Genomic DNA, 24,608 nt, shown 5'->3' on the forward strand with positions numbered 1-24,608 from the left:
GTCAATACTGATCCACAACTCGGCCTTGCCGACATCGACCCCGATCCGATGCGTTGCCATCATCACACCTCCCGAGCTAGCTTGGAGTGGTCTGTCGGGGCCTCACCGAACGCTGGCTTGCCATCTATCGTCGGTCCCGAGCCGATCGATTCCTTATCGGCGTTTAAGGTGAGGGGTGGGACGAACTCTCCTACCGTCTGTGCCACAGGCCAGATGCCAGCTTCGTCCCTCCACCCCGACAGACCCTTTCTAGGCCTGCCACGGGTAAACATACAAGGCCAGCCCTCTGGCCGATGGGGCGTTGGACAGGTCCCCATCGGCCAGAGGGCTGGCCTCCTACTGTCTGCAGCGACACGGCCCATGAATGAACGGGCGACGCTGCCTGTGGTGTTCAGGTGCGATCAACGGGGCGGCGGTACGGGCCCGGGCGCAGCCCGAATAGCAGCATGGCGGCGCCAACCAGGCCGAGCGGCCAGGACGGCCAGGCCAGTCCGAGCCAGGTGGACACGTCGAGCTGGGTGGCCAGCCCCGCCAAGGCGAGCAGTCCCGCGCCCCCCCAGGCCTCGTGGCGCCGACGGTTCTGGCGGCGCAGGCCTTCCTCCAGCTCACGGATCTGCTGGCGCAGAGCGGCGTCGCGCTCGGCGCGCTGCTCTTCGACCGTCAGGGCCTTTTCCAGGTGCATGGGCATCTCGGGCAGCTGCGCCAGCAGGCGCGGCAGGTGCTGCTGGGCGTTGCGGATGAACGCGCGCACGCCCATGCGTTCGTGCATCCACTTCTCGATGAATGGCTTGGCGGTGGTCCACAGGTCCAGCTGCGGGTACAGCTGGCGGCCCAGGCCCTCAATGTTCAGCAGGGTCTTCTGCAAGAGCACCAGCTGTGGCTGGACCTCCATGTTGAAGCGCCGCGCGGTCTGGAACAGGCGCAGCAGGACCTGGCCGAACGAGATCTCGTCCAGCGGGCGCTGGAAAATCGGCTCGCAGACGGTGCGGATGGCCGCCTCGAATTCGTCCACGCGGGTGTCCTTCGGCACCCAGCCGGACTCCACGTGCAACTCCGCCACCCGGCGGTAGTCACGATTGAAGAACGCGTGGAAGTTCTCCGCCAGATAGCGCTGGTCGGAATCCAGAAGCGAACCGACGATGCCGAAGTCCACCGCCAGGTAGGTGGGATCGTCCGGGTGGGTGGCATCGACGAAGATGTTGCCCGGGTGCATGTCGGCGTGGAAGAAGTTGTGCTGAAACACCTGGGTGAAGAAGATCTCCACCCCGCGCTCGGCCAGCAGCTTCAGATCCACGTTCCGCTCGCGCAGCGCGGCGATGTCGGCCACCGGGATGCCGCCGATGCGCTCCATCACCAGCACGCTGCGGCGCGTGTAGTCCCAGATGATCTCCGGGATGTACAGCAGGTGGCTGTCCTCGAAGTTGCGGTGGATCGCGGCGGCGTTCGCACCCTCGCGGATCAGGTCCAGCTCGTCGGTGACGGTCTTTTCGTATTCGTCCACCACCTCGCGCGGGCGCAGGCGTTTGGCCTCGGACCAGTAGCGATCGGCCAGGTCCGCGATCAGGTGCATCACCTCGAGATCCGCGCGGATGGTCTTGAGGATGCCAGGGCGCACGACCTTGACCACGACCTCGCGCCCGTCCTGCAGCGTGGCCGCGTGCACCTGGGCGATGGAGGCCGAGGCGATCGGGGTGTCCTCGAAGGTGGCGAAGGCGATCTCGATCGGACGCTCCAGCTCGGACTCGATCAGGGCGCGCGCCTGCTCGAACGGGAACGGGGGTACGCGGTCCTGAAGCCGGGCCAGCTCCACCGCGATGTCGTCCGGCAGCAGGTCGCGCCGGGTGGACAGCATCTGCCCGAACTTGATGAAGATCGGCCCCAGGTCCTCCAGCGCGCGGCGGATACGCTCGCCGCGCGTGCCTTCGGTACGGCGAAACCAGTTCCAGGGCGCGAGGTAGAGCAGGAAGCTGAGCGGGCGCAGCGGCTTCAGCGTAAACAGGATGACGTCGAGGCGATAGCGCACCAGGACCCGCGCAATGGTCCACAGCCGCAGGCCCCGGTACAGCGCGCGGCGCATCAGGACTGCCGGTCGTCAGGTGCGGAGGACTGTGCCTCCAGACGGCGCAGCCGGGCATCTAGGCGGGCGACCCCGTCACGCAGGTCGGCGACGTCCTCGGCAAAGGCCTCGAAGGCCCCGCCGGCCGGCAGCCACTCGAGCTCGTCGCGCAGATAGTCGGCGGTATCCTCGGCGGAGCGGCGGCCGAGGTGGCGCAGGCTGCCGCGGGCCTGATCGAGCAGGTGGCGCAGCGGTCCGGCGGCCCCGGCGCCGGCAAAGCGCTCGAACAGCCCCTCCCAGTCGATTCCGGAATCCCGCAGCGCATGCTGCAGATCGGAGAGCACGGTGGCGTCACCGGTGATGGTCAGCCCGGAACGGTCGTCGCGGCCCAGCGCCGCGGCCAGCGACAGGGGCGAGCCCGCCAGCTGCACATCCACCGGCTCCTCGACACCGCCGATGACCTGCAGTCGGTCGGCGGCCCCGACCAGCGAAAGGGCCAGCCCCGGGGGCTCGATCACGATGGCGATTGCGCGCCCGGCCAGGCGCGCCCGGTCCTTCTCCGGCGCGCTCGCCAGGTGTTCGTTCAGCGTGGCCTCGATCAGGGCCGTGAACGGACTGGGCAGAGCGAAGGGTTCGGCCATGAAAACGTTACAGTTTTGTGCCGCGATGCAGCGCGACGATGCCGCCGGTCAGGTTGTCGTACTCGACCCGTTCCAGCCCGGCGTCGCGCATCATCCCGGCCAGGGTCTCCTGATCCGGGTGCATGCGGATGGACTCCGCCAGGTAGCGGTAGCTGTCCGCATCGTTGGCGACCAGCTTGCCCATCAGCGGCAGCATCTTGAACGAATAGACATCGTAGAGCGGGCGCAGCGGCGCCATCGGCTGCGAGAACTCCAGCACCAGCACGCGCCCGCCCGGCTTGATCACCCGGCGCATCTCGGCCAGTGCGCGTTCCTTGCGGGTCACGTTGCGCAGGCCGAAGGCGATGGTCACGCGGTCGAAGTAGTCATCCGGATAGGGCAACTGTTCGGCGTCCGCCTGCACGAAGTCGAGGTTGCCCACATGGCCCTCGTCCAGCATGCGGTCGCGCCCGGCCTCCAGCATCGAGGCGTTGATGTCGCAGACCACGATCTGCCCCTTCGGCCCGACGCGCGGGGCGAAGGCCCCGGCCAAGTCCCCGGTGCCCCCGGCCAGGTCGAGGATCTTCATGCCCGGGCGCACCCCGGTGCGCTCCAGGGTGTAGCGCTTCCAGATGCGATGGATGCCCATCGACATCAGGTCGTTCATCACGTCGTAGCGCGATGCGACCGAATGGAAGACCTCGCCGACCCGCGAGGCCTTCTCGGACTCGGGGACGGTCTGGTAGCCGAAGTGGGTCTTGCCGGGTTCTTCTTTCATCAAGCTGCCGTTGTCAGTGCGTCTTGCGCTCGTGGCCGGCCTCTTTCAGCCGATCCAGATAATCCTGCCACAGACTTTCCTGCTCCGTGCCGAGCTTGTGCAGATAGTCCCAGTCGTAGATGCCGGTGTCGTGACCATCGGAGAACACCAGCTTCACCGCGTAGTTGCCGACCGGCTCGATCGCGGTGATGTTCACGTCCTCCTTGTCCACCTGCAGCACCTCCTGGCCCGGCCCGTGCCCGCGCACCTCGGCCGAGGGCGAGTACACGCGCAGGAACTCGCAGGGCAGCTCGAAATGCGACCCGTCGGAGTAGGTCAACTCCAGGATGCGCGACTTCTGATGCAGCTGGATATCGGTGGGTCGGTGCGTACTGCTCATGCAGCCTCCAGAATCCTCGGTCCGGGCGAGCCCGGAAAGATCGTGCGCGACCGCCCGCAGCGGCCACCATCAACAGGCTGCGAGGATACCAGCCCTGCAGACCGGCGTGGCATCTCCCCGCGCATCAAAGGCCTGCCGCCCGGCAGGAGGGATCGCGCGGGCGATCCGGAACTCCGTGCGACAACGTTACTCGGCGTCGCGGCCCCGCTCGGGGACCGGGGGCGGGGTGGCGCGGGAGGACACGCTGAGGGCGGTGACGGTGACCAGGATCAGGGCCATGCCGATGATCTGAACCAGTGCCAGGCTTTCGTGCAGGATCACCACGCCGAACAGGGTGGCGGTGACCGGTTCGATCATCGCGACGATCGAGGCAACGGCGGGGGCTGTAGTCCGCAGGCCATTGATGTAGAACGCGAACGACAGCCCGGCACCGAAGATGCCGAGGGCCAGGAACAGCGGCCAGTCGGAGGTGCTCAGGACCTCCACCATCTGGGTATTGTCGCCCGGCAGCATCAGCAGGATGACCAGCACACCGAAGGCAATCGTCAGGATCGCCTGCGGGCTGCCGTGCTGTCCGGCGTACTTGAAGCCGAAGATGAAGATCGCGTAGGACAGGCCCGCCAACAGGCCGGCACCGGCGCCGATCAGGGTGACGCCGCCCGCCCCGGTGTCGTAGATCTGGGTGAGCAGGACGATGCCGACCATGACCATCGCGATGGCCACCAGTTTGAGCGTGGTGGGGGTCTCCAGCCTCAGGGCGAAGGAAATGATGTAGACAAACACCGGGGCGCAGTACATCAGCGTGGCGGCGACCGCCACACTGCCATGCGCGATGCTGAGGAAGTAGAACGCGAAGTTGCCGGCTACACCCAGCCCGGCCACGGCCGACCAGAACCACATCTTGCCGCTGCCCAGCCCACTGCCACCGGGACGCCAGGCGAGCCAGATCAGCACGAACAGCAGGCCGATGGCACCGCGGTAGAACGAGACCACGAAGGCGTCCCAGCCCTCGGCCATCAGGATGCCGCCGATCCCGCCGGACAACCCCCAGAAGAAAGCCGCCAGCACCACGAGTCCAACACCGAGGCCCATCAATCACTCCCTTTGATCGCTGGATGTAACGGGCCGTAGTCGGTGACTCGACGTGGCCAGCAATGGCGGGTATTCGGCCACGGGAGCGACCGGGCCGGCCTTCGAAACAAGCGTCACATCTTACAGGGAGGCCCGACACGGTTGGAAAGACCCGGCGCCGAACGTCGGCTCCGGTGGAATGCCCCGCATCCGACCGGTCGCTGGGGCCGGCCTTCCGGCACAAGGGCATTTTTTGCGCCCGCAGTGGTCTCATACAGTATGAATGGACGAGCACCCTCGCTCGCCCCGATCGTCAGCAGGTCTCCCCGATGTCCGAACGCTCCCCTCCGATTGCCTGGACCCCGGCAGTTTTCTTCGTACTGACCAACCTGGCCGCCGTCACGCTGGTGCCGTGGTGGTGGTTCACCCAGGGTTTCAGCGGCGCGGCCTGGCTGTTCTTCGGGCTGTTCCTGGTGCTGAGCGGGCTGGGCGTCACGGTCGGTTATCACCGGCTGTGGGCGCACCGCACCCTCAAGGCGCGTGGGCCTCTGCGCGTTCTGCTGGCATTGAGTGGCGCCCTGGCGCTGCAGAACAGCATCTACAACTGGGGCGCGCGGCATCGCGTGCATCATCGCTACGTGGATGACGTGGACCGCGATCCGCATTCGATCAAGCGCGGTTTCTGGCACGCCCACATGGGCTGGATGCTGCGCAACTGGCCCACCAGCGAGCCCGACTATTCGCGCGTGAAGGACCTGGCGAAGGACCCGGTGGTAATGTGGCAGCACCGTCATTACTGGACGCTCGCATGGGGGCTGAACCTGGGCCTGCCGCTGCTGCTGGGGCTGGCGTTCGGCGATGTGGTCGGCATGCTGCTGCTGGCCGGCGTGCTGCGCCTGGTGCTCAGCCACCACTTCACGTTCTTCATAAACTCCCTGGCGCACTGGTGGGGCCGGCGCCCCTACAGCGACGAGAACACCGCCGTGGACAACGGCCTGGTCGCCCTGCTCACCTGGGGCGAGGGGTACCACAACTTCCACCACGCCTTTCAGGCGGACTACCGCAACGGGGTGCGCTGGTGGCAGTACGACCCCTCGAAATGGCTGATCAACCTTTTTGCCTGGACGGGACTGGTGTATGACCGGCGCTGGACGCCGCGATTCAAGATCCTGCGCGCGCGGCTGCACACCGAGTTTCGCCGGCTGCTCAACGCCGACACAGCGGGCGCAATCCACGACAACTGGCGCGCGACCCTGGAGCGCGAGTACCAGCGCTTCCGTGAAATCGTGAACCAGTGGCAGGAGGTCCACGCGCGCAACATGCGGGCCGGGCGCGAGGTCCTGAACGACCGCTGGCTGCGCACGGAACTGCACACCCAGTTCAAGGAGCTGGAGTATCGCCTCAAGATGCAGCGCCGCCGCCTGCGCGCTCTGTCCGCCTCACGCCGTACCGCCTCTGCATGAGCGCGGGCGCCGGATGACGCGGCCGAACGCCTTCCGATTCAATCAGCACCCCAGCTTGGAAGCAACCCGATCGGCCACCTTGCCGCGGACCACGACCTCGTCGGCGCCCGCCTGGCGCGCGGCCTTGAGCATGGCCCCTTCCACGTGCGGGCCAAAGGCCAGGATCGTTGCGTCCGGGTAGCGCTCGCGCCAGCTCGATACCGCTTCCACGCCACGGCTGCCGAGATCGACCACCACCAGGTCAGGCGCCTCCGGTGTCTGGCTGGAGGTGACCACGGCGCCGGCCGAACGCCAGCGCGACTCCAGCCGTACGCGGGTCATCAGATCCGGGGTGTCGAGGTTAATCTGCATGAGGTCTCCCGAGGGGGTCGGCTGGTGGAAGGGGTCGCGCTTTACGGAGACTTGGCCGGACACGGGCAGCCTTGCCCGTAGGATCGCTTCAGCGCTGTCTCGTGGCACACACTCTAAACTATCGGGATCGTCACTTTGCCGACCCCGACTAGCCAGCGATTGGCCCCGACAGCAACGGAGAACGGATACATATGGCCCTGAGCGAACTCGAGCGCAAGCGGATTGAAAAAGTGATGGAGGGGTTCATGGAAAGGCGCCGACCGCCCGCCCATGTTCGAGACCGTCTGGACCTTGTCTGGCGTCTCGAAGGCCAAAGCGTGGTGCTGTACGAAGTGCGCCCGCTGATGGATGCTCCCACAAGGGTCATGGAACACCCGGTGTTCAAGGCCACGTTCGTGCGCAAATCGGGCCGTTGGAAACTCTATTGGCAACGGGCAGACCTGAAGTGGCACGGCTACGACCCACACCCGGAACTGGCCTCGCTGGAGGATGTGCTGAGTGTGGTGGAGAAAGACGAGTACGCCTGCTTTTTCGGATAGGGGAACACGGATGCACGAGTTTTCGTTGATGGCCGACCTGATGCGCAAGATCGAGCAGGTGGCGGCGGATAACAACGCCGAGCGGGTCACCCGGGTGCGGGTCTGGCTGGGCGCGCTGTCGCACATCACGCCGGAGCATTTTCGCGAGCACTTCGAGGATGGCACCCGCGGCACGCTGGCCGAGGGCGCCGAGCTGGAGGTGGAGACCTCCGACGACGAGACCCACCCCGAGGCGCAACAGATCCTGCTGCGGAGCCTGGACGTGGCGTGAACACGCCCGCGACACTTAGCCCGGCGCGGGAGCGCTGGCGCCTGGTCGTCACCGGCCGGGTGCAGGGTGTGGGATTTCGCCCATTCGTCGCGGCGCTGGCAAAACGGCTGGCGCTGGCCGGCACGGTCGGCAACACGCCCGAGGGCGTGGTGATCCAGGTCGAGGGGGACGCGGCTCGCCTGGATGCGTTTCGTTCGGCATTGGCGCAAGAGGCGCCGGTGGCCGCACGTGTCAATGACATCTCTGTCAGCCCCGTAACCCCCACCGGCGCAGCCGGCTTCCGGCTCACTACGGGGCCGAACCGAGGCGGCGCCCCGGCCCTGGCCCCGGACCGCGCCCCCTGTCCCGAGTGCCTGGCCGAGATCCGCGATCCGGCGGCGCGGCGTTACCGCTATCCGTTTACCGCCTGCACGGCCTGCGGGCCGCGCTGGAGCATTGCCACGGCGCTGCCCTGGGCCCGTGCCGGCACCACCCTTCATGACTTCCCGCTGTGCCCGGCCTGTCGTGCGGAGTTCGAGAACCCGGGGGATCGGCGCTTCCATGCCGAGGCGATGGCCTGCCCGGACTGCGGGCCCCGGCTCCTGCTGCGCGCGCCGGACGGCACCGAACAGGCCACCGGGGATGCGGCACTGGAGGCCGCTGTGGCGGCCCTGCGCGCGGGGCAGATCCTGGCCCTGAAGGGCGCGGGCGGGTTCCAGTTGCTGGCGGACGCCACCCGCGAGGAGGCCATCGCCCGCCTGCGAGCGCGCAAGCAGCGCCCGGAAAAGCCGCTGGCGGTGTTGCTGCCGGACGGCGACTGGCTGGATTGTCTGGCCCACGTATCCGATGCGGAAAGGGGCCTGCTGGATGCCCCGGAGGCTCCGATCGTGCTGGTGGATCGCAAGATTGATGCGCCGCTGGCCGGGAACATCGCCCCCGGGCTGAACCGTCTCGGGCTGATGCGGGCGGCCACGCCCCTGCACCAGCTGCTGCTGGACGCACTCGCGATCCCGCTGGTCTGCACCTCCGGCAACCGCAGCGGCGAACCGCTTTGTATTGATAGCGAGGAGGCGGTGGCTCGGCTGGGCGGGATCGCGGATGCCATCCTCGACCACGACCGGCCGATTGCGCGGCCGCTGGACGACAGCGTGTTCCAGATCGCGGCCGGGCAGCCGCAGTGCCTGCGCGTGGGACGGGGAGCCATGCCCCTGCGCATCCCGCTGCCGCAGCCCGGCCTGGTCACGCTGGCGCTGGGCGGCCACCTCAAGGCGGCACCGGCGCTGGCCCTGAACCGCGAGGTCGTGGTCGGCGCCCACGTCGGCGACCTCGACAGCGATCCGGCCCTGCGCCGCCTCGACAGCGAGGCCCGCGCGCTGGCCGGGCTCTGCGGCGTGCAGACCGAGCGCATCACCTGCGACCGACACCCGGACTATGCCTCTACCACACTCGCCGAGCGCCCGGGCGTGCCGGTCTTCCCCGTGCAGCACCACCACGCCCATGCCGCGGCCTGTCTGGCCGAGCACGGGGTGCAGGACCCGGTCCTGGCGCTGGTCTGGGACGGCGCGGGGCTGGGTACGGACGGGACGCTCTGGGGGGGCGAGTGCCTGACCGTGGACGCCGACGGTGACTGGCAGCGTGCGGGCCATCTGCGCCCGTTCCGACTGCCGGGGGGCGAGGCCGCGATCCGCGAGCCGCGACGCGCACTGCTGGGGCTGCTGCATGCACACTTCGCGGGCGATACGGCGGCCCTGGCGGCCAGCCCGGCCCGGGCGCTGTTTAGCGATGCCGAGTGGGCACCCCTGCTCCGCGCCCTGGATCGCGGGGTCAATGCGCCCTGGACCAGCAGCGTCGGGCGGCTGTTCGATGCTGTGGCGGCCCTGACCGGGCTGCGCACCGGTGCCGGCTTCGAGGGGCAGGCCGCGATGCTGGTGCAGCAGGCGGCGGAGGCCGCGCCGGGCGTGGTGGATGCCCCGGATCTCGAGCTGGAGAACGCGATGCCCTGGCAGGCGGACTGGGGCCCGCTGATCACCGCCCTGCTGGCGGCGCAGGCGGGCGGTGCTACCCCCGGGGCGATCGCCGCAAGGCTGCATGGTGCGCTGGCGCGGTTCGCGGTCGCGGCTGCCCGGGCGGGCGGGCGCGAGACCGTGGCATTGACCGGCGGATGCTTCCAGAATCGGCATCTGCTGCAATGCTGCGTGGCGGCCCTGCGCGACGCCGGCTTTCGCCCGCTGTGGCCACGGGCCGTCCCGCCCAACGATGGCGGACTGGCGCTGGGCCAGGCGGTGGTCGCGCGGCGCGCCGCACACCCGGCCCGACCGGAAGGAGGAGACTGACCCATGTGCCTTGCGATCCCCGGCCGTATCGACGCGGTGGAGGGCGACGACCCGCTGTTCCGCCAGGCGCAGGTCCGGTTCGGCGGCGTGGCGCGCACGGTGTCGCTCGCCTGCACCCCGGAGGCCGGGCCGGGCGACTACGTGCTGGTACATGCCGGCATCGCGATCGCCACCATCGACGAGGCCGCGGCCGAACGCACCCTGGCCGCACTGCGCGAGATCCCCGAGCACGAGCCGCCCGCGCCGGAGGGCCCGTGAGGCACCTCGACGAATACCGCGATCCGGCGCTGATCCTGCAACAGGTCGACGCGATCCGGGCGGCCTGCACCCGGCGCTGGACGCTGATGGAGGTCTGCGGCGGCCAGACCCACGCGATCCTGCGCCACGGGCTGGACGATCTACTGGCGGACGCGGTCGAGCTGCTCCACGGCCCCGGCTGCCCGGTCTGTGTGACCCCGACCGAGACCCTGGACCAGGCCGTACTGCTGACCCGCCGCCCGGAGGTGATGCTGTGCACCTTCGGCGACATGCTGCGCGTACCCGGCGCGCTGGGCGACCTGAACGCCGCGCGCGCGGCCGGCGGGGATGTGCGCGTGATCTACTCGCCGCTGGATGCGGTCGCTCTGGCGCGCGAAAACCCGCAACGCGAGGTGGTGCTGCTGGCGGTGGGCTTCGAGACCACCGCCCCGGCCGCCGCGATCGCGGTGCTGCAGGCCGAGGCCCTGGGGCTGTCCAACCTGTCGCTGCTGCTCTCGCACTCGCTGGTACCGCCGGCGATGGGGGCTCTGCTGACGGACCCGGACCACCGTATCCAGGGGTTCCTGGCCGCCGGGCATGTCTGCACCGTGGAGGGGGCGGCGGCCTATCAGGCGATCGCCGAGCATTTCGGGGTGCCCATTGTCGTGACGGGCTTCGAGCCGGTGGACCTGCTGGCCGGGATCCGGGCCTGTGTGGAGCAGCTGGAACGCGGCGAGGCCCGGGTCGAGAACCGCTATGACCGGGCCGCCCGCGACGACGGCAACGCGGCCGCGCGCGATGCGGTCAGCCGCGTGTTCGAGCCGGTCGAACGCGAGTGGCGCGGCATGGGCCGCCTGCCCGCCAGCGGGCTGGGCCTGCGCCCGGCCTACGCCCGCTTCGATGCCGTCGCGCGTTTCGGGATCGCGGCCCCCGCGACCGGCGCGGACGGGCCCTGCATCGCCGGCGAGATTCTGCGCGGGCTGCGTCGGCCAACCGACTGCCCCGCCTTCGGCCGCGAGTGCACCCCGGACACCCCGCTGGGCGCGCCGATGGTGTCCTCCGAGGGGGCCTGCGCCGCCTACCTGCACTACCGGGGCGGGGCATGACCACGGAGGTGGTCCGCCTCGCGCATGGCGGTGGGGGCCGTCTGCAGGCGAAGCTGCTGGACGAGGTGATCCTGCCGGCGCTGGGCACCTGGGCCCGTGGTGCCCCCGATGCGGCCGTGCTCGACATACCGGACGGACGCCTGGCCATGACCACCGACAGCTTCGTGGTGCGCCCCCTGTTCTTCCCCGGCGGCGACATTGGCCGCCTCGCGGTACACGGCACGGTCAACGACCTGGCAATGGCCGGGGCTCGGCCGCTTTGGCTGACGCTGGGGCTGATCCTCGAGGAGGGGCTGCCCCTGGAGGACCTGCGGCGCATCCTCGCCTCCGTAAGCGCGGCCGCCGAAGAATGCGGCGTCCGGGTGGTGGCCGGCGATACCAAGGTGGTCGAGGGCGGGCGCGGCGACGGGGCCTACCTCAACACCAGCGGGGTGGGCGTCGTGCCGGAGGGGGTACGGATCGCACCGGACGCGATCCGGCCGGGCGACGTGCTGCTGGCCAGCGGCGATCTGGGCCGGCATGGCGTCGCCATCCTCGCCGCGCGCGAGGGCCTGGGGCTGGACCCGCCGATCCCCAGCGACAGCGCCCCGGTCGCCGGGGCAGTGGCCGCGCTGCTGGCAGCCGATGTGCCCGTGCATGCCCTGCGCGACCCCACCCGCGGCGGCACAGTGGCCGCGCTGCAGGAACTGGCGGACGCCTCGGGCTGCCGCCTGATACTGGAGGACGCAGCCATCCCGGTGCGCGAGGACGTGCGCGGGGCCTGCGAGATCCTCGGGCTGGACCCGCTGCACAGCGCCTCGGAGGGGCGCTTCCTGGCCGCCGTGCCGGAACCCGCGGCCGAACATGCCCTGAGCGTGCTGCGGTCACGACCGGAGACGGCCGGGGCCGTTGCGATCGGCCAAGCCGAGGCGGGCGAACCCGCGGTCATCCGACGCCTCGCGACCGGCGTGGAACGCCGGGTGATCCTGCCCGCCGGCGAGCAGTTGCCCCGCATCTGCTGAGTCGCTGTTTGCAGCGCCTGCCGAGGGACCACGGAAACCGCCCGATGGAGTGCTCACGACGACACGGGATCACGCGCATGAGGGCGGCGGCCGCCGGGCGTTATGGTGATCCCCCCGGTTCAATCAGGAGGAACCCCCGATGTCGATGCGCCCGTTGATTCCCGCAGTCCTCACGCTCGCCAGCAGCCCCGCTCTGGCCCACCCGGGGCACGGCCATGGCGAAGGGTTCTCGTTGCTTCACTTCCTGAGCGCTCCGGAACACGCGTGGCCGCTGGGCCTGGGCCTTCTGGCCATGGCGATCATCGTGGGGCTGTTTGCCCGACAGTGGCACCGCAAGCGCCCGCGGCGCTGAGCTCAGGGCGGAGAGGACGCGCCCTTCGCCGGCCACCAGTAACGCTGTTCGTAATCCCGGTCGCGATCGCGGACCGGCACCGGGACGAAGCCCATGGCGGCGAAGAAACCGGCGGCGGAGGCCTGGGCCTTGACCAGCACCCCGGCGACACCGGCCTCCCTCGCGGCGGCGCGACTGGCCTCGACCAGTTGCCGCCCCACCCCCTGCCCGCGCGCGGCGCGCCCGACATAGAGGCCGTGGAGCAGAAGGCCATCCGGTATACCCTCCGGCAGTTCTTGGGCCCCCGCCGCCTCCCAGGCCGCGACGCCGACCACGTCGCCTGCGCACTCCAGCACGACCATGTCGAGGAACATCCGGTCGGCCTCGGTGTAGCGGTAGGCCGGCAGGGCCAGGCGGCGCACGCGTTCGGGCAACGGCCAGTCCTCAATCGCCTCGGCGACGAGGCGGTTGATGGCATCGAGATCCTCTGGGCGCGCGGCACGGGCAGTCAAGGTGGTAAGGGAGGTTGTGGTTTCGGGCATCGGTCATCAGGTTTGTCGGCACGGTTCCTGCTCGGACCTTTTGCGCAACGCGAAGTGCCAAACGCGTGGAGCCACGAGGCCCTTCACGACAACGAAACCCCCGATCGGGGATAATCCGCGCCGCACCGAAAGGAGACGACCCCGCACCATGACGGAACTGAAGAAGGCGATCGAGCACCAGCGCGAGTACCTCGAGAACAAGCTGCAGGAGCCTCTGGCCAACATCGCGCGTCGGCTGTCCGCGGTCTGGCCGCGCCGCGAGGACCTGGACTCGATTCTGGAAGAGGCTATCCGCCAGATCCCGGAGGCCACGTTCGTCTATGCCCTGAATACCCGGGGCATCCAGCTCTCCGACAACATCTCGCGCAGCGGCGTACTGCCGGAGCATTTCGGGCGCGACCGGTCACAACGCCCGTACATGAAGGAGGTCGTGCCGGCGACGGGCTTTCTGCTTTCGGATGCCTACATCAGCCTGCTCGGACGGCGGCCCTCGCTGACCGCGCTGCAGCTGGTTCGCGACAGCGACGGCAATGCGCTGGGCTTTCTCGGAGCGGACTTTGACCTGCGCAACCTGCCCGACTTTTCCGAGGACCTGTACGAAGAGCCGAACGAGTGGCGGCAGATCAAGGGCGATCCGTCCATCCGCGGCACGCTGTTCCTGCAGAGCCGTACCGAGAGCCTGATGGACCAGAACATGGATACGGCCCTGGCCATCATCGAGGAACTGTTCACCGAGCGCGGGGTGTTCCAGGGGGTATTCCACTTCTCCAGTTCACGCGCCACGCTGTGGACCACCGAGGACCCGTACCGCTACCGCATCCTGACCCACGAATCCCTCGGCGATCCCGACGTGTGCCTGGCGTTTCCGCACGAGCCGTACCCCGAGGAGGCACTCATCCCGAAGGACGAGGTCGGCCGGGTACTGGAGGGGCTGAAGGCCTTGCGCTACGCGGACGAGACCATCTACCTGCGCTCCGCCTCCATCAACCTGTTCAACGGCATGGTCAGCCTGACCTTCTCCTGTGACGGCTCGCACTACATGACCTGGGACGAGTTTCTCGGCCGCTCCATCGAGTTCTGGATCGGCGCCACCGGGTAAAGGGTCCCGGCCCGGGCTGTCGCGGGCCGCCCATCTCGGTCATCATGGGTACAGGATCACCGGGGCTACATGCCTATGGAAACCGGATACGCCAGGGAGACAGGTGGCCGCGCCGAGCAGCAGGATGCGGTGACCGTGCTGCACGGACCCGACGGGCAAACTGCGTTGCTGCTGGTGGCCGACGGCATGGGCGGCCACGAGGGCGGGGCGCAAGCGTCGCAGACGGCCGTGGCGACGGCCGAACGCCTGTGGAATCGCTGCGCGGGGCGGACCGCGGATGGCCCTGCCCTGCTGGAGAGCCTGTTCCACGAGACCCATGCGGCCCTGCTGGAACAAGGCGGCGCCGATCCAGCCCAGCGTCCCGGAACCACACTGGTGGCCCTGTACGTTACGCCGGACTCGGCCTGCTGGGCCCATTGCGGCGACAGCCGCCTGTATCACATCGAGGGCGACCGCCTGCAGGGCCGCACGCGCGACCACACACGGGTGCAGCAGCTGGTCGACCAGGGGGTGATCCGCGAGGCGGAGATGGCCACGCACCCGGAGCAGAATCGCTTGCTGCAGGGTCTGGGCGTGGTCGATCCCATACAGGTCGACCATGACGCGGCGCCCGTGACCGCCCAGACCCGCTTCCTGCTGTGTTCCGACGGCTTCTGGGAACAGTTCGCGCCGGACGCGATCGTCGAACTGCTGGACCATCCCGATCTGGGCACCGCGACCACCGAGGCGGCCCGCGAGGCGGCGCGGCGCGCCGGGCCCGGCGGCGACAACGTGGCGCTCGCCACCTGGCGGGCGGCGCGACCCCGTGGCCGATTCTGGCGCCGGCACCTGAAGGCCCGTATCCAGCCGACGCTGGCGCTGTTGCTGCTGCTCGCCGCGGCGCTGGCGATCCTGCTGTGGCCGCTGGACTGATGCCGATCGTATACTCCGGGCGCCGCACCGCGCCCGAACCGAAGATATTGCCATGACGCAGTTCCGCACCCTGCCTTTACGCCTCGTTCTGCTCGCCGCACTGGCCGGGCTGCTGCCCGGTTGCGCGCAGTTGCAGGGGGTATTCAACCCCGATGCGGAGGCCGAGGAGGAAACGGCGCCTGCGGAACCCCCCGCGCCCGAACCGGCAGCGGAAGAACCGGAGATCGAACGTCTCGAGATCGCCGAGATCGTGCAGCTCCTGCAGCGCGGCGAGATGGACCGGGCACAGGTCGCGCTCGACCGGGTCCTCGCGGACGAGCCGCGGAACCACGCCGCCCGTCATCTGCGCGAGCAGCTTTCCGGGGATCCGCGGGCCATACTCGGCGAGGCGCATTTCGAGCACACGGTGGAACCCGGTGAGACCCTGGCCCGACTGGCCCGCGAACACCTGGGGGATGCCAACCGCTTCGTGATCCTCGCTCGGTACAACGACCTCGAGCGCCCGGACCGATTGCTGGTCGGGCAGCGGCTGCGCATCCCCCGAGACGCATCGGATCTGCCACGCGGCACCAGCGACCTGGACGATCAGCTGACCGCGCTGGATCCGGATGCCGCCCCCGGGGTGGGCGAGGACGGCCTGCGCCGGGCCCTTGAGGCCGATCTGGCTGCGGAGCGTTACGGCGCGGCCCTGGAGGTCGTGGAGCGGGCCCGGCAGCGCCCCGAGGCGGAGACGCAGTGGGCCGACTGGCTGGAGCCCCTGGCGCGCGAGGCCGAAACGGGCTACTGGTACCAGCGCGGTCTGGAGGCCCGGTCAGCCGGGGACACCGCGGAGGCGCTCGAGGCCTTCGGCGAGGTGCTCGCGCGGGGCCCGCAGCATTCCGGCGCCCGCCAGCACCACGCCGAACTGGAGCAACAGCACAAGGAGGCCCTCCATGCAGAGGCCATCGTGCGCTACCGCAACCAGGACCTGGATACCGCGATCGCGCTGTGGGACGAGGCGCTGGCGATCGACCCCGAGTTCGAGGCGGCCCGCGGGTACCGGCTGCGCGCGCTGGAACTGCAGCGCCGGCTGGACGCCCTCGACGGTTAAGGAAACACTGATCCCTGTACACGCTCGCGCTCGAGTCGCTTTTGCGTGCGTTTAATGCGCGGTGACCGCCATGCAGTCATTCTGCACAAGGGAGCCGCAACGCCGTTCGCGCACCCGTTTTTGATAGCAACGGGGGGCCGAGCCCCTTCGGGGTTGGTACCCCAGGTTTTCCGATTCTGCGTTGCGCCCCAAATCCATCCGAAACGGGCCGGTAGAACCACTACCCGCTGCACGATGCGCCTGGTCTCGGAAAACCTGGGGTGCCAACGCGAGCGTGTACAGGGATCAGTGTTTCCTTAGTCGGTTCCGGTCCGTCTCGGGGCCGCCTCGGACGGCAGATCCTCGGGGGCCAGTTCCTGGGTCCGGTCCCCGGCAGATGCGGCGTGGCCGGTGCCGGGTTCGCTCACCCCGTCCGTGCGCCGCTTCATGCGCGCCTCCAGCGAATCCGCCATCGCGTTGTAGGCACTGAAGACACGTTCGAAGTCATCCCGACGCCGGGCCCGGATGCGCGTGTCCAGCCGTCCCTGACCGATCTGGTCCAGGGCCCCGCGCAGGCGGTCCAGGGGTTCCTGCAGGCGCCGGGCCAGGACGTAGGCCCCCAGCAGCACCGCGAGCAACGTGACCAGGGTGAGCATCAGCAGGGCCATGAACGTGGCCTCGTTGGCCGCACGCAGCGACCCGGTGGACAACCCGACCTGGAGCTGGCCGATGTGGTGATCCTGGTAGCGCACCGGGGCCTCGAACAGGAACAGCTCCCCGCCATCCGGCCCGGCCACGGACCACACGGCCTGGCCGTCGCGGCGCTGGAGGAGATGCTCCTCGGGCGGCGGCTGATACGGCTGGCCCATGGCCTCGGGATCGCTGCTGGCCACCACCCGTCCGCGATGGTCCGCCACGCTCAGCAGGGCGATCTCGCGGTTGGCCTGCATGTCGCGCAGGCGGCCCTGGACCGCGATGGTGTCCTCCAGCAGCAGGTCCTCGGCGCTCTCCACCGAGATGATCTGGGCGAGCGTGGAGCCATAGTCGAAGGCCAGGTCGGTCATCACCGCATTCTGCTTCTGGTGGACCAGGGCCCCGCCGACGACCAGCGTGACCGCGACCAGGACCCCCATCACCGCCGCCCAGCGCAGCCGCAACGGGACGATGCGGCGGCCCGCCCCGGCCCGCTCACGTTCGCTGCGTTGCTCTTCGATGCGTTCGAGGTCCACCAGCAGTTCGCCCGCCGACTGATAGCGCTGGTCCGGGTCTTTCGCCAGCAGGCGCACTACCAGCTCGACCAGTTCCTGCGGGCAGTCGCGCACGATGACTCGGGGTGACGGTACGGGGTCCCGGACCACCCGGGTCAGCAGCGTCTCGACATCGTGGCCACGAAACGGCGTGGCGCCGGTCAGGAGTTCGTACAGCACCACGCCGACCGAATACAGGTCGGCCCGCGCATCCGTGGGCTGGCCGCGCACCTGCTCCGGGGCCATGTAGTGTGGGGAACCGGCGACATAGCCATCATCGTCGGCCCGCCAGTCGGGATCGCTGAGGGTGCGGGCGATGCCGAAGTCCATCACCTTGATATTGGCCGTGGCGCTGGTGACGATGATGTTTTCCGGCTTGATATCCCGGTGCACCACACCATGCCGGTGCGCGTAATCGAGCGCTTCCACCAGCTGGATGGCGATCTTCAGGACATTGCGCAGCAGCAACGGACGGAACTGGTCGGCAAATTCCGCGAGCGTGATTCCGTCCAGCAGCTCCATCGCGATGAACGGCTGGTGATCCGACTCGCCGACATCAAAGATGGTAACGATACCCGGGTGGGTCAGCGTGCCGGCCGCGCGGGCCTCGGCCAGGAAGCGCCGGCGATACTCGGGGCGGCAGGCGTAGTCGGGCTGCAGGGATTTGATGGCCAGCGGCCGGCGGATGTCCGGGTCGTAACCACGATGGATCACGGCCATCGCACCGCGACCGATCTCCTCGCCGACCCCGTAGCGCCCGATCCGCTGCATGGGGGAGCCGGGCCCGGCCCTCAGGCTGTCTCGAGCAGGATGCGCGCGATCACCGCCAGCACCAGGACCACGACCGCGATACCGAGCCAGCGCCAGCGCGACCGGCGGCCACCACCGGGTCGGGCATCGGAGCCGTCATCGCGGCGGCGGAAGACGAACTCGGCACGCCCGAAGCGGACATGGTCGCCGTCCTTCAGCACGGCCTCGTGCACCTTTTCGTCGTTCACCCAGGTCCCGTTGGTGGAGAGCAGGTTGACCACCCGGCACTCGCCCCCGTCGTTGACCAGCCAGGCATGCTGCGAGGACACGCTGCCCTCCTGCAGGACGATGTCGTTGTCCGCCTGGCGACCGACCGAGCGCTTGCCCGGCTTGAGCGTCAGGCGCTGCTGGCCGAAGGGCTCGGAGAGCCCCACCAGCACCGGATGGCCACCGGGCGGGGTCTCCTCGCCGGCGGGATCGGCTACCGCCTCCGGCTCGGGCACGGCCTGCCCCTGAAACAGCATCGTGCCCTGCGGCCCGCTGCGGCCGGCATCCCTGCGTCGTCCCTGATCGCTCATACATCCCCCTGCTTCTCGAGCCGTGACCCGGCCCTGCTCTTCGGGCTTGCACCCGGTCGAGTATGCACGGGCTGCACGCGCCAAAACAACGAATGCGTCACAGCATGAGGCGGCCTGCTATGCTCCGGAGACCCACCCGTCACGACCAGCCAATACGACAAGGAGTCTGAACATGGAACAGGACGCAACCAGCGGGGCCGACCTCCGCGGACTGATCGAACCACTCGTTCGCGGGAAGTTCTGGATGCAACTGATCGGCATCATGCTGATCATCTCCGGCGTACTCACCGCCCTGTCGATCATCGGCATCATCATCGCGTGGATCCCGATCTGGGCCGGCGTGGTCCTGATGCAGGCCGCCGGTGCCTCCCAGCGCGCCTACGAAAGCGGCGACCCCGAGGCGATCAAGTACGCGCTCGGGCGCCTGCGGATCTACTTCACGATCTTCGGTGTGCTGCTGCTGATCTACCTGATCCTGATGGTGCTGGGCATGATCTTCGGGATCGGCGCCGGACTGATGGGTATGGGGGGCATGAGCGGCGCCATGTAGGTACCCTCGCCCGGGGCTCGGGCCAGAAAAGGAGTCATGGCTTGGATAACACCAGGCGCCCACGGCGCCCTCTGGGACCCGCTGCACCGGGAAGACACCGCGGTTCAACAGGCGTTCGACGCCTGGCACCGCCAGGCGCGTATCCCGCAGGTCCGCTATGTCGCGCTGCTGACGGCCCTGATGTACCTCCTGTTCAGCGCCGTCGAACAGTCTGTGGCGGCGGACCTGCACAGCGAACGGCTGGTCGCGCATGCGATGCTGGTGCCCGGCCTGCTGCTGGCGGTGGCCGCGATGAGCCTGCGGGCCCCGCTGCAACGGCCGATGTGGGCCCTGCTGATGGTAGCGCCGGTGATCGCGAATGGCGCCAATCTCTATCTGAACACCGGATCGCCGCAGTTCCTGGTGTTCGCCCCCGAGATCTACCTCAGCATCATGTGGACCTTCGCAATATCGGGCCTGCCGCTGCGCCCGGCCACGATGGCCGCCACCGCCATCGTGGCGCTGGTGATTGTCGCGGCCTTTCGCGATCCCATGCAGGGCGAGCTGATCCAGCTGCATCTCCTGTGGGTGCTGGCCGCCTTCAGCTTCGGCGCGCTGAGTGCCTTCATGCTGGAGCATGCGCGCAAGCACAGCTTCCTGCAGCAACGCCAGTTGGAACGCTCGGCGCAGGTCGACGAGCTGACCTCGCTATGGAACCGCGCCCATATCGAGCGCCTGTTCGAGGCGGAGCGGGCCCGCACCGAGCGCTACGGCGAACCGTTCTCGGTGATCCTGCTGGACATCGACCACTTCAAGGCGGTGAACGATACCTGGGGGCACAGTGCCGGTGACCGCGTGCTGCGACAGTTCGCGGACCTGCTGCGCCAGAACCTGCGCGAGGTGGATGCGATCGGCCGGATCGGGGGCGAGGAGTTCTTCGTGCTGCTACCGCAGACGCCCGTCACGCAGGCACAGGGGGTCGCCCGTGACCTGCAGGCCCGTATCAATGCCTTCGACTTCGAGACGGTCGGGCGGCGCACCGCGAGCTTCGGCGTGACCGAATACCGGCCGGGCGAGAGCCGGGTCGACACCTTTGATCGTGCCGACCAGGCCCTGTATGCGGCGAAGGAGAACGGCCGCGACCGCATCGAGGTGCGGTAGGGCGTCCTGACCCGGGCCAGCCCCGCTGGCCTACACCTCGCGGTAGATCTTCGCGCCCTTCTCGACGAACTCGACCGCCTTTTCCTGCAGGCCCTTCTTCAGGGCCTCGTCCTCGCTGATGCCCTGCGCCGCGGCGTAGTCGCGCACGTCCTGGGTGATCTTCATCGAGCAGAAGTTGGGGCCGCACATGGAGCAGAAGTGGGCGACCTTGTGCGCATCCTTGGGCAGGGTCTCGTCGTGGAATTCACGCGCGCGCTCCGGATCCAGCGCGAGGTTGAACTGGTCCTCCCAGCGGAATTCGAAGCGTGCCTTGCTGAGTGCGTTGTCCTGCAGCTGCGCGCCGGGGAAACCCTTGGCCAGGTCGGCGGCGTGGGCGGCGATCTTGTAGGTGATGATGCCGTCGCGTACGTCCTGCTTGTTGGGCAGGCCCAGGTGTTCCTTCGGTGTCACGTAGCAGAGCATCGCGGTGCCGTACCAGCCGATATTGGCCGCGCCGATGCCGGAGGTGATGTGGTCGTAGGCCGGGGCGATGTCGGTGACCAGCGGGCCGAGGGTATAGAACGGCGCCTCGAAGCAGTCTTCCAGCTCCTTGTCGACGTTCTCCTTCACCTTCTGCAGCGGCACGTGGCCGGGGCCCTCGATCATCACCTGCACGTCGTGCGCCCAGGCCTTCTGCGTCAGCTCGCCCAGGGTCTCCAGCTCGCCGAACTGCGCGGCGTCGTTGGCGTCCGCCAGGCAGCCGGGGCGCAGGCCGTCGCCCAGCGAGAAGGAGACGTCGAACGCCTTCATGATCTCGCAGATCTCGTCGAAGCGGGTGTAGAGGAAGTTCTCCTCGTGATGCGCCAGGCACCACTTGGCCATGATCGAGCCGCCGCGCGAGACGATGCCGGTCACGCGGTCGGCGGTCAGCGGCACGTACTGCAAGCGCACGCCGGCGTGGATGGTGAAGTAGTCCACGCCCTGTTCCGCCTGCTCGATCAGGGTGTCGCGGAACAGCTCCCAGGTCAGGTCCTCCGGCTTGCCGTCGACCTTCTCCAGCGCCTGGTAGATCGGCACGGTGCCGATCGGCACCGGCGAGTTGCGCAGGATCCACTCGCGGGTCTCGTGGATGTTCTTGCCGGTAGACAGGTCCATCAGGGTGTCGCCGCCCCAGCGCGCGGACCATACGAGCTTCTCGACCTCCTCCTCGATCGAAGAGGAGACCGCGGAGTTGCCGATGTTGGTGTTGACCTTCACGCGGAAGTTGCGGCCGATGATCATCGGCTCCAGCTCCGGGTGGTTGATGTTGGCCGGGATGATCGCGCGGCCACGGGCGATTTCGTCACGCACGAACTCGGGCGTGATCGCCTCGGGGATGGACGCCCCGAAGGACTCGCCGGCGTGCTGGCGCAGCAGCTTCTTGTAGCGCGGGTCGGCGCGCAGCGCCTCGAGGCGGTTGTTCTCGCGGATGGCGACGAACTCCATTTCCGGGGTAATGATGCCCTTCCGGGCGTAGTGCATCTGCGAGACGTTCGCCCCGGACTTCGCCCGGCGCGGCGGGCGGATGTGCTCGAAGCGCAGGCGGGCCAGCTCCGGGTCGGCGGCGCGGGCGCGGCCGTACTCCGAACTCGGGCCGTCCAGCCACTCGGTGTCCGCGCGCTCGTCGATCCACGGGCCGCGCAGGTCCGCCAGGCCCCGGTGCAGGTCGATGCTCGCCTCGGGGTCGGTGTAGGGGCCGGAGGTGTCGTACACCGGGATCGGCGGGTTCTCCTCGGGCGTGCCGGAGGTCATCGTCGGCGTCTGCGCGACCTCGCGATACGGCACGCGGATGTCCGCGCGCGACCCCTCGACGTAGCGCTTCTCGGAGTTCGGGAACGGGCGGGTGACCTCCGCGGAGACCTCGGCGGTCTTGCGGGCAAACGACTCGGGGATGGCGCTCATGATCGGACCTCTGCTGTCGCGTGAGGCGAAGGGAGCGCGGGCAGGGCGATCGCGGGGGCAGGGACCCCGGGTACAGCAGACCGTTGACCGAGCTTCCCTCCGCCGGTGTTAACCGGTTCAGGTTCAAGGGGACTCTCTCAGCCCGCATCCACGGCGGGCACCCCCAGCTCTGATCCAAGAGTCTAGCGCAGAACGGCGGCCTCGACACGAACAAGTCCGCGCGGGCCACGGTGTTTTGCGTTAGATTATGGCTTTGTGACAACCTTCGCGCCGCCATGTCCCCCAAGAACTTCGTCTTCGAGCTGTTTGGCCGTTCCCCGGTGCGCCCGCTGCAGGCGCACATGGAGAAGATCCGCGCCTGCATCGCCGAGCTCCCCCCGTTCATGGAGGCCATGGCGCGCGATGACTGGGAGACCGCGCGCGAGCAGCAGCGCAAGATCGCGAAGCTGGAGCGCGAGGCCGACCGCCTGAAGAAGGACCTGCGGCTGCACCTGCCCAAGGGCATGATGCTGGCGATGTCGCGCCGCGACGTGCTGGATACCCTGCTGATCCAGGATCGCATCGCCAACATGGCGAAGGACATCGCCGGGCTGATGCTGGGCCGCCAGATGCAGTTCCCCGACAACATGCGGGAACCGATCAAGCGCTTCCTCGACCGCAGTGTGGATGCGGTCGATCAGGCCGGTCGGGCAATCAACGAACTGGACGAGCTGGTGGAGGCGGGTTTCCGCGGCCACGAGGTCGAGGTCGTCAACGGCATCCTCACCGAGCTGGACCAGATCGAGCACGAATCCGACGAGGCCCAGCGCGAGGTGCGCGAGATCCTGTTCGCCCAGGAGGCGGAGCTGCCCCCGGTTAACGTGATCTTCATGTACCGCGTGATCGACTCGATCGGCGAGCTGGCCGACCTGGCCCAGCGTGTAGGCAGCCGCCTGCAACTGATGCTGGCGAAGTAACAGGCCATACCAAGTAAGGAACCGAGGACCGCATGGAATACAGCACCCTGTTGCTCGGCCTTGCAGTGATCTTCGGCCTGTTCATGGCCTGGGGCATCGGCGCCAATGACGTCGCCAATGCGATGGGTACCTCGGTCGGCTCGCGCGCGCTGACCATCCGCCAGGCGGTCTTTGTCGCCGCGATCTTCGTATTCTCCGGGGCCTGGCTCGCCGGCGGCGAGGTCACCCAGACCATCCGCAGCGGGATGGTCGACTCCAGCCTGATGGCGGACAACCCCGAACTGCTCGTGTACGGGATGCTGGCGGCCCTGGCGGCCGCCGGGAGCTGGCTCCTGGCCGCGTCCTATTTCGGCTGGCCAGTCTCCACGACCCACTCGATCATCGGGGCCATCATCGGTTTTGCCGTGGTCGGGCTGGGCTTCGAGGTCGTGCGCTGGGAGCGCGTCGGGACCATCGCGATGTCCTGGGTGGTGTCGCCCATGGTCGGCGGCATGATTGCGTTTGCCCTGTTCCGCAGTGTGCAGATCCTGATCCTGGACACCGTCGATCCGCTGAAGAACGCCAAGCGCTGGGCCCCGCTGTACATCTTCCTGACGGCCTTCGTCACCGCCCTGGTCACGATGTTCAAGGGACTGACCCATGTCGGGCTGGACCTGACGACGCTGCAGGCCTATGGCTTCGCCACCCTGGTAAGCGCGGTGGTGGTCGTGCTCGGGATGATGGCGATCCGCCGCCTGCGCTTCGACGACCCCACGGGCGTGGGCGAAGAGGGCTCCCATTTTGCCAATGTCGAGAAGGTGTTCGGCGTCCAGATGGTGGTGACCGGCTGCGCGATGGCCTTCGCCCTGGGCTCCAACGACGTCGCCAATGCGGTGGGGCCGCTAGCCGCGGTCGTGGACGTGATCCAGACCGGCGATGTGAGCACCGAGACGGTCGTGCCGATGTGGGTGCTGCTGCTGGGCGGGTTCGGGATCGTCTTCGGCCTGTTCACCTACGGCCACAAGGTCATCGCGACCGTCGGCACCGGCATCACCCAGCTCACGCCCAGTCGTGGCTATGCGGCCACGGCCGCGGCGGCGGCGACCGTGGTGCTGGCCTCGGGCACCGGCTTGCCGATCTCCACCACGCACACCCTGGTCGGCGCGATCCTCGGGGTGGGCCTGGCGCGCGGGATCGCCGCGATCAACCTGGGGCTGGTGCGGATGATCTTCCTGTCCTGGATCGTGACCCTGCCGGCCGGGGCCATCCTCGCGGTGGTCTACTTCTACATCCTGCGCGGCATCCTCGGGTAAGCTCGGGGCATTCATTCCACACCCCGCACGCATTCCGT

General features: G+C 68.6%; 25 protein-coding genes and 1 riboswitch. Of the genes, 15 read left to right on the forward strand and 10 right to left on the reverse strand.

The window, feature by feature from the left end; all coding sequences use genetic code 11:
- Positions 1-391 precede the first annotated feature (391 nt).
- From ubiB to C996_RS0111420, 5 genes are all read right to left on the reverse strand, one after another.
- Positions 392-2,077 carry a ubiquinone biosynthesis regulatory protein kinase UbiB gene (gene ubiB / locus C996_RS0111400; RefSeq protein WP_018867567.1) on the reverse strand — a complete coding sequence of 562 codons (1,686 nt, stop codon included), beginning with the start codon at positions 2,075-2,077 and terminating at the stop codon, positions 392-394.
- On the reverse strand, positions 2,077-2,697 hold the full coding sequence (locus C996_RS0111405; protein ID WP_018867568.1) for an SCP2 domain-containing protein: 621 nt from the start codon (positions 2,695-2,697) through the stop codon (positions 2,077-2,079). The genes ubiB and C996_RS0111405 overlap by 1 nt, the downstream gene beginning before the upstream one ends.
- A 7-nt stretch (positions 2,698-2,704) precedes the next feature.
- Positions 2,705-3,454, reverse strand: a complete 750-nt coding sequence (gene ubiE / locus C996_RS0111410; RefSeq protein ID WP_018867569.1) for a bifunctional demethylmenaquinone methyltransferase/2-methoxy-6-polyprenyl-1,4-benzoquinol methylase UbiE — start codon at positions 3,452-3,454, stop codon at positions 2,705-2,707.
- A gap of 13 nt (positions 3,455-3,467) precedes the next feature.
- On the reverse strand, positions 3,468-3,833 hold the full coding sequence (locus C996_RS0111415; protein ID WP_018867570.1) for a gamma-butyrobetaine hydroxylase-like domain-containing protein: 366 nt from the start codon (positions 3,831-3,833) through the stop codon (positions 3,468-3,470).
- A 186-nt stretch (positions 3,834-4,019) separates the two neighbouring features.
- Complete coding sequence (locus C996_RS0111420) at positions 4,020-4,925, reverse strand: DMT family transporter (protein WP_018867571.1); 906 nt, start codon at positions 4,923-4,925, stop codon at positions 4,020-4,022.
- A gap of 308 nt (positions 4,926-5,233) precedes the next feature.
- Here C996_RS0111420 and C996_RS0111425 point away from each other — a divergent pair, with 308 nt between their 5' ends.
- The gene (locus C996_RS0111425) at positions 5,234-6,367 is read left to right on the forward strand and encodes an acyl-CoA desaturase (protein ID WP_018867572.1); all 1,134 of its coding nucleotides are present in this window, start codon (positions 5,234-5,236) and stop codon (positions 6,365-6,367) included.
- A 42-nt stretch (positions 6,368-6,409) separates the two neighbouring features.
- Here C996_RS0111425 and C996_RS0111430 read toward each other — a convergent pair whose 3' ends face one another.
- Positions 6,410-6,718 carry a response regulator transcription factor gene (locus C996_RS0111430; RefSeq protein ID WP_018867573.1) on the reverse strand — a complete coding sequence of 103 codons (309 nt, stop codon included), beginning with the start codon at positions 6,716-6,718 and terminating at the stop codon, positions 6,410-6,412.
- Positions 6,719-6,909: 191 nt separating this feature from the next.
- Between C996_RS0111430 and C996_RS0111435 the strand changes: the two genes are divergently transcribed.
- The 7 genes from C996_RS0111435 (at position 6,910) to C996_RS0111465 (ending at position 12,536) form a co-directional block, all read left to right on the forward strand.
- Positions 6,910-7,257, forward strand: a complete 348-nt coding sequence (locus C996_RS0111435) for a DUF3024 domain-containing protein (protein ID WP_018867574.1) — start codon at positions 6,910-6,912, stop codon at positions 7,255-7,257.
- 10 nt (positions 7,258-7,267) lie between these two features.
- Entirely contained in the window at positions 7,268-7,528 is a 261-nt protein-coding gene (locus tag C996_RS0111440; protein ID WP_018863238.1) for a hydrogenase maturation nickel metallochaperone HypA, read from the forward strand.
- Positions 7,525-9,840: a carbamoyltransferase HypF gene (hypF, locus tag C996_RS0111445; protein ID WP_018867575.1), complete on the forward strand. Its 2,316-nt coding sequence runs from the start codon at positions 7,525-7,527 to the stop codon at positions 9,838-9,840. The genes C996_RS0111440 and hypF overlap by 4 nt, the downstream gene beginning before the upstream one ends.
- A gap of 3 nt (positions 9,841-9,843) precedes the next feature.
- Positions 9,844-10,098, forward strand: coding sequence for a HypC/HybG/HupF family hydrogenase formation chaperone (locus C996_RS0111450; RefSeq protein WP_018867576.1), 255 nt, complete (start codon positions 9,844-9,846; stop codon positions 10,096-10,098).
- A complete protein-coding gene (gene hypD / locus C996_RS0111455) occupies positions 10,095-11,183 on the forward strand; it encodes a hydrogenase formation protein HypD (protein WP_018867577.1) in 1,089 nt (362 codons plus the stop codon). The genes C996_RS0111450 and hypD overlap by 4 nt, the downstream gene beginning before the upstream one ends.
- Positions 11,180-12,184, forward strand: a complete 1,005-nt coding sequence (gene hypE, locus C996_RS0111460) for a hydrogenase expression/formation protein HypE (protein WP_018867578.1) — start codon at positions 11,180-11,182, stop codon at positions 12,182-12,184. Before hypD ends, hypE begins: the two co-directional genes overlap by 4 nt.
- Before the next feature lie 139 nt (positions 12,185-12,323).
- Entirely contained in the window at positions 12,324-12,536 is a 213-nt protein-coding gene (locus tag C996_RS0111465; RefSeq protein ID WP_018867579.1) for a hypothetical protein, read from the forward strand.
- 2 nt (positions 12,537-12,538) lie between these two features.
- On the opposite strand, the gene C996_RS0111470 is transcribed toward C996_RS0111465, so the two are convergent.
- Positions 12,539-13,057, reverse strand: coding sequence for a GNAT family N-acetyltransferase (locus C996_RS0111470; protein WP_018867580.1), 519 nt, complete (start codon positions 13,055-13,057; stop codon positions 12,539-12,541).
- A 148-nt stretch (positions 13,058-13,205) separates the two neighbouring features.
- Here C996_RS0111470 and C996_RS0111475 point away from each other — a divergent pair, with 148 nt between their 5' ends.
- The 3 genes from C996_RS0111475 to C996_RS0111485 all read left to right on the forward strand — a co-directional run bounded on the left by C996_RS0111475 (position 13,206) and on the right by C996_RS0111485 (position 16,158).
- Positions 13,206-14,156 carry a PDC sensor domain-containing protein gene (locus C996_RS0111475; RefSeq protein WP_018867581.1) on the forward strand — a complete coding sequence of 317 codons (951 nt, stop codon included), beginning with the start codon at positions 13,206-13,208 and terminating at the stop codon, positions 14,154-14,156.
- A gap of 75 nt (positions 14,157-14,231) precedes the next feature.
- Complete coding sequence (locus tag C996_RS0111480; RefSeq protein ID WP_018867582.1) at positions 14,232-15,068, forward strand: PP2C family serine/threonine-protein phosphatase; 837 nt, start codon at positions 14,232-14,234, stop codon at positions 15,066-15,068.
- 52 nt (positions 15,069-15,120) lie between these two features.
- Positions 15,121-16,158 (forward strand): LysM peptidoglycan-binding domain-containing protein, encoded by a 1,038-nt coding sequence (locus C996_RS0111485; protein WP_018867583.1) that lies wholly within the window; start codon positions 15,121-15,123, stop codon positions 16,156-16,158.
- A gap of 296 nt (positions 16,159-16,454) precedes the next feature.
- Here C996_RS0111485 and C996_RS0111490 read toward each other — a convergent pair whose 3' ends face one another.
- Both C996_RS0111490 and C996_RS0111495 read right to left on the reverse strand, forming a co-directional pair.
- Positions 16,455-18,155, reverse strand: coding sequence for a serine/threonine-protein kinase (locus C996_RS0111490; protein WP_018867584.1), 1,701 nt, complete (start codon positions 18,153-18,155; stop codon positions 16,455-16,457).
- A gap of 20 nt (positions 18,156-18,175) precedes the next feature.
- Positions 18,176-18,658 (reverse strand): FHA domain-containing protein, encoded by a 483-nt coding sequence (locus C996_RS0111495; protein ID WP_018867585.1) that lies wholly within the window; start codon positions 18,656-18,658, stop codon positions 18,176-18,178.
- 226 nt (positions 18,659-18,884) lie between these two features.
- On the opposite strand from C996_RS0111495, the gene C996_RS0111500 reads away from it, so the two are divergent.
- Positions 18,885-19,262: a DUF5362 family protein gene (locus C996_RS0111500; RefSeq protein WP_018867586.1), complete on the forward strand. Its 378-nt coding sequence runs from the start codon at positions 18,885-18,887 to the stop codon at positions 19,260-19,262.
- 36 nt (positions 19,263-19,298) lie between these two features.
- The gene (locus tag C996_RS0111505; protein ID WP_018867587.1) at positions 19,299-20,402 is read left to right on the forward strand and encodes a diguanylate cyclase; all 1,104 of its coding nucleotides are present in this window, start codon (positions 19,299-19,301) and stop codon (positions 20,400-20,402) included.
- A 30-nt stretch (positions 20,403-20,432) separates the two neighbouring features.
- Here the strand turns inward: C996_RS0111505 and thiC are convergent, their stop codons facing one another.
- Complete coding sequence (thiC, locus tag C996_RS0111510; protein WP_018867588.1) at positions 20,433-22,322, reverse strand: phosphomethylpyrimidine synthase ThiC; 1,890 nt, start codon at positions 22,320-22,322, stop codon at positions 20,433-20,435.
- Between the two features lie 77 nt (positions 22,323-22,399).
- Positions 22,400-22,497, reverse strand: a riboswitch (TPP riboswitch).
- A gap of 100 nt (positions 22,498-22,597) precedes the next feature.
- Between thiC and C996_RS0111515 the strand changes: the two genes are divergently transcribed.
- Positions 22,598-23,278, forward strand: coding sequence for a TIGR00153 family protein (locus C996_RS0111515; RefSeq protein ID WP_018867589.1), 681 nt, complete (start codon positions 22,598-22,600; stop codon positions 23,276-23,278).
- A 32-nt stretch (positions 23,279-23,310) separates the two neighbouring features.
- Positions 23,311-24,570, forward strand: coding sequence for an inorganic phosphate transporter (locus tag C996_RS0111520; RefSeq protein ID WP_018867590.1), 1,260 nt, complete (start codon positions 23,311-23,313; stop codon positions 24,568-24,570).
- Positions 24,571-24,608: the final 38 nt, after the last annotated feature.

It is taken from the genome of Thioalkalivibrio sp. ALE25, from assembly GCF_000377285.1.
Classification (GTDB): Bacteria; Pseudomonadota; Gammaproteobacteria; order Ectothiorhodospirales; family Ectothiorhodospiraceae; genus Thioalkalivibrio.

What these genes read in the sequence shown, in the direction of transcription:
- C996_RS0111490 (WP_018867584.1), bottom strand. Translation starts at nt 18,155, where the DNA reads ATGCAGCGGATCGGGCGCTACGGGGTCGGCGAGGAGATCGGTCGCGGT.
- C996_RS0111430 (WP_018867573.1), bottom strand. Translation starts at nt 6,718, where the DNA reads ATGCAGATTAACCTCGACACCCCGGATCTGATGACCCGCGTACGGCTG.
- ubiE (WP_018867569.1), bottom strand. Translation starts at nt 3,454, where the DNA reads ATGAAAGAAGAACCCGGCAAGACCCACTTCGGCTACCAGACCGTCCCC.
- C996_RS0111505 (WP_018867587.1), top strand. Translation starts at nt 19,299, where the DNA reads ATGGCTTGGATAACACCAGGCGCCCACGGCGCCCTCTGGGACCCGCTG.
- C996_RS0111405 (WP_018867568.1), bottom strand. Translation starts at nt 2,697, where the DNA reads ATGGCCGAACCCTTCGCTCTGCCCAGTCCGTTCACGGCCCTGATCGAG.
- C996_RS0111515 (WP_018867589.1), top strand. Translation starts at nt 22,598, where the DNA reads ATGTCCCCCAAGAACTTCGTCTTCGAGCTGTTTGGCCGTTCCCCGGTG.
- hypE (WP_018867578.1), top strand. Translation starts at nt 11,180, where the DNA reads ATGACCACGGAGGTGGTCCGCCTCGCGCATGGCGGTGGGGGCCGTCTG.
- C996_RS0111495 (WP_018867585.1), bottom strand. Translation starts at nt 18,658, where the DNA reads ATGCTGTTTCAGGGGCAGGCCGTGCCCGAGCCGGAGGCGGTAGCCGAT.
- ubiB (WP_018867567.1), bottom strand. Translation starts at nt 2,077, where the DNA reads ATGCGCCGCGCGCTGTACCGGGGCCTGCGGCTGTGGACCATTGCGCGG.
- C996_RS0111470 (WP_018867580.1), bottom strand. Translation starts at nt 13,057, where the DNA reads ATGCCCGAAACCACAACCTCCCTTACCACCTTGACTGCCCGTGCCGCG.
- C996_RS0111475 (WP_018867581.1), top strand. Translation starts at nt 13,206, where the DNA reads ATGACGGAACTGAAGAAGGCGATCGAGCACCAGCGCGAGTACCTCGAG.
- thiC (WP_018867588.1), bottom strand. Translation starts at nt 22,322, where the DNA reads ATGAGCGCCATCCCCGAGTCGTTTGCCCGCAAGACCGCCGAGGTCTCC.
- C996_RS0111520 (WP_018867590.1), top strand. Translation starts at nt 23,311, where the DNA reads ATGGAATACAGCACCCTGTTGCTCGGCCTTGCAGTGATCTTCGGCCTG.
- C996_RS0111440 (WP_018863238.1), top strand. Translation starts at nt 7,268, where the DNA reads ATGCACGAGTTTTCGTTGATGGCCGACCTGATGCGCAAGATCGAGCAG.
- C996_RS0111465 (WP_018867579.1), top strand. Translation starts at nt 12,324, where the DNA reads ATGTCGATGCGCCCGTTGATTCCCGCAGTCCTCACGCTCGCCAGCAGC.
- C996_RS0111485 (WP_018867583.1), top strand. Translation starts at nt 15,121, where the DNA reads ATGACGCAGTTCCGCACCCTGCCTTTACGCCTCGTTCTGCTCGCCGCA.
- C996_RS0111450 (WP_018867576.1), top strand. Translation starts at nt 9,844, where the DNA reads ATGTGCCTTGCGATCCCCGGCCGTATCGACGCGGTGGAGGGCGACGAC.
- C996_RS0111415 (WP_018867570.1), bottom strand. Translation starts at nt 3,833, where the DNA reads ATGAGCAGTACGCACCGACCCACCGATATCCAGCTGCATCAGAAGTCG.
- C996_RS0111420 (WP_018867571.1), bottom strand. Translation starts at nt 4,925, where the DNA reads ATGGGCCTCGGTGTTGGACTCGTGGTGCTGGCGGCTTTCTTCTGGGGG.
- C996_RS0111425 (WP_018867572.1), top strand. Translation starts at nt 5,234, where the DNA reads ATGTCCGAACGCTCCCCTCCGATTGCCTGGACCCCGGCAGTTTTCTTC.
- C996_RS0111480 (WP_018867582.1), top strand. Translation starts at nt 14,232, where the DNA reads ATGGAAACCGGATACGCCAGGGAGACAGGTGGCCGCGCCGAGCAGCAG.
- C996_RS0111500 (WP_018867586.1), top strand. Translation starts at nt 18,885, where the DNA reads ATGGAACAGGACGCAACCAGCGGGGCCGACCTCCGCGGACTGATCGAA.
- C996_RS0111435 (WP_018867574.1), top strand. Translation starts at nt 6,910, where the DNA reads ATGGCCCTGAGCGAACTCGAGCGCAAGCGGATTGAAAAAGTGATGGAG.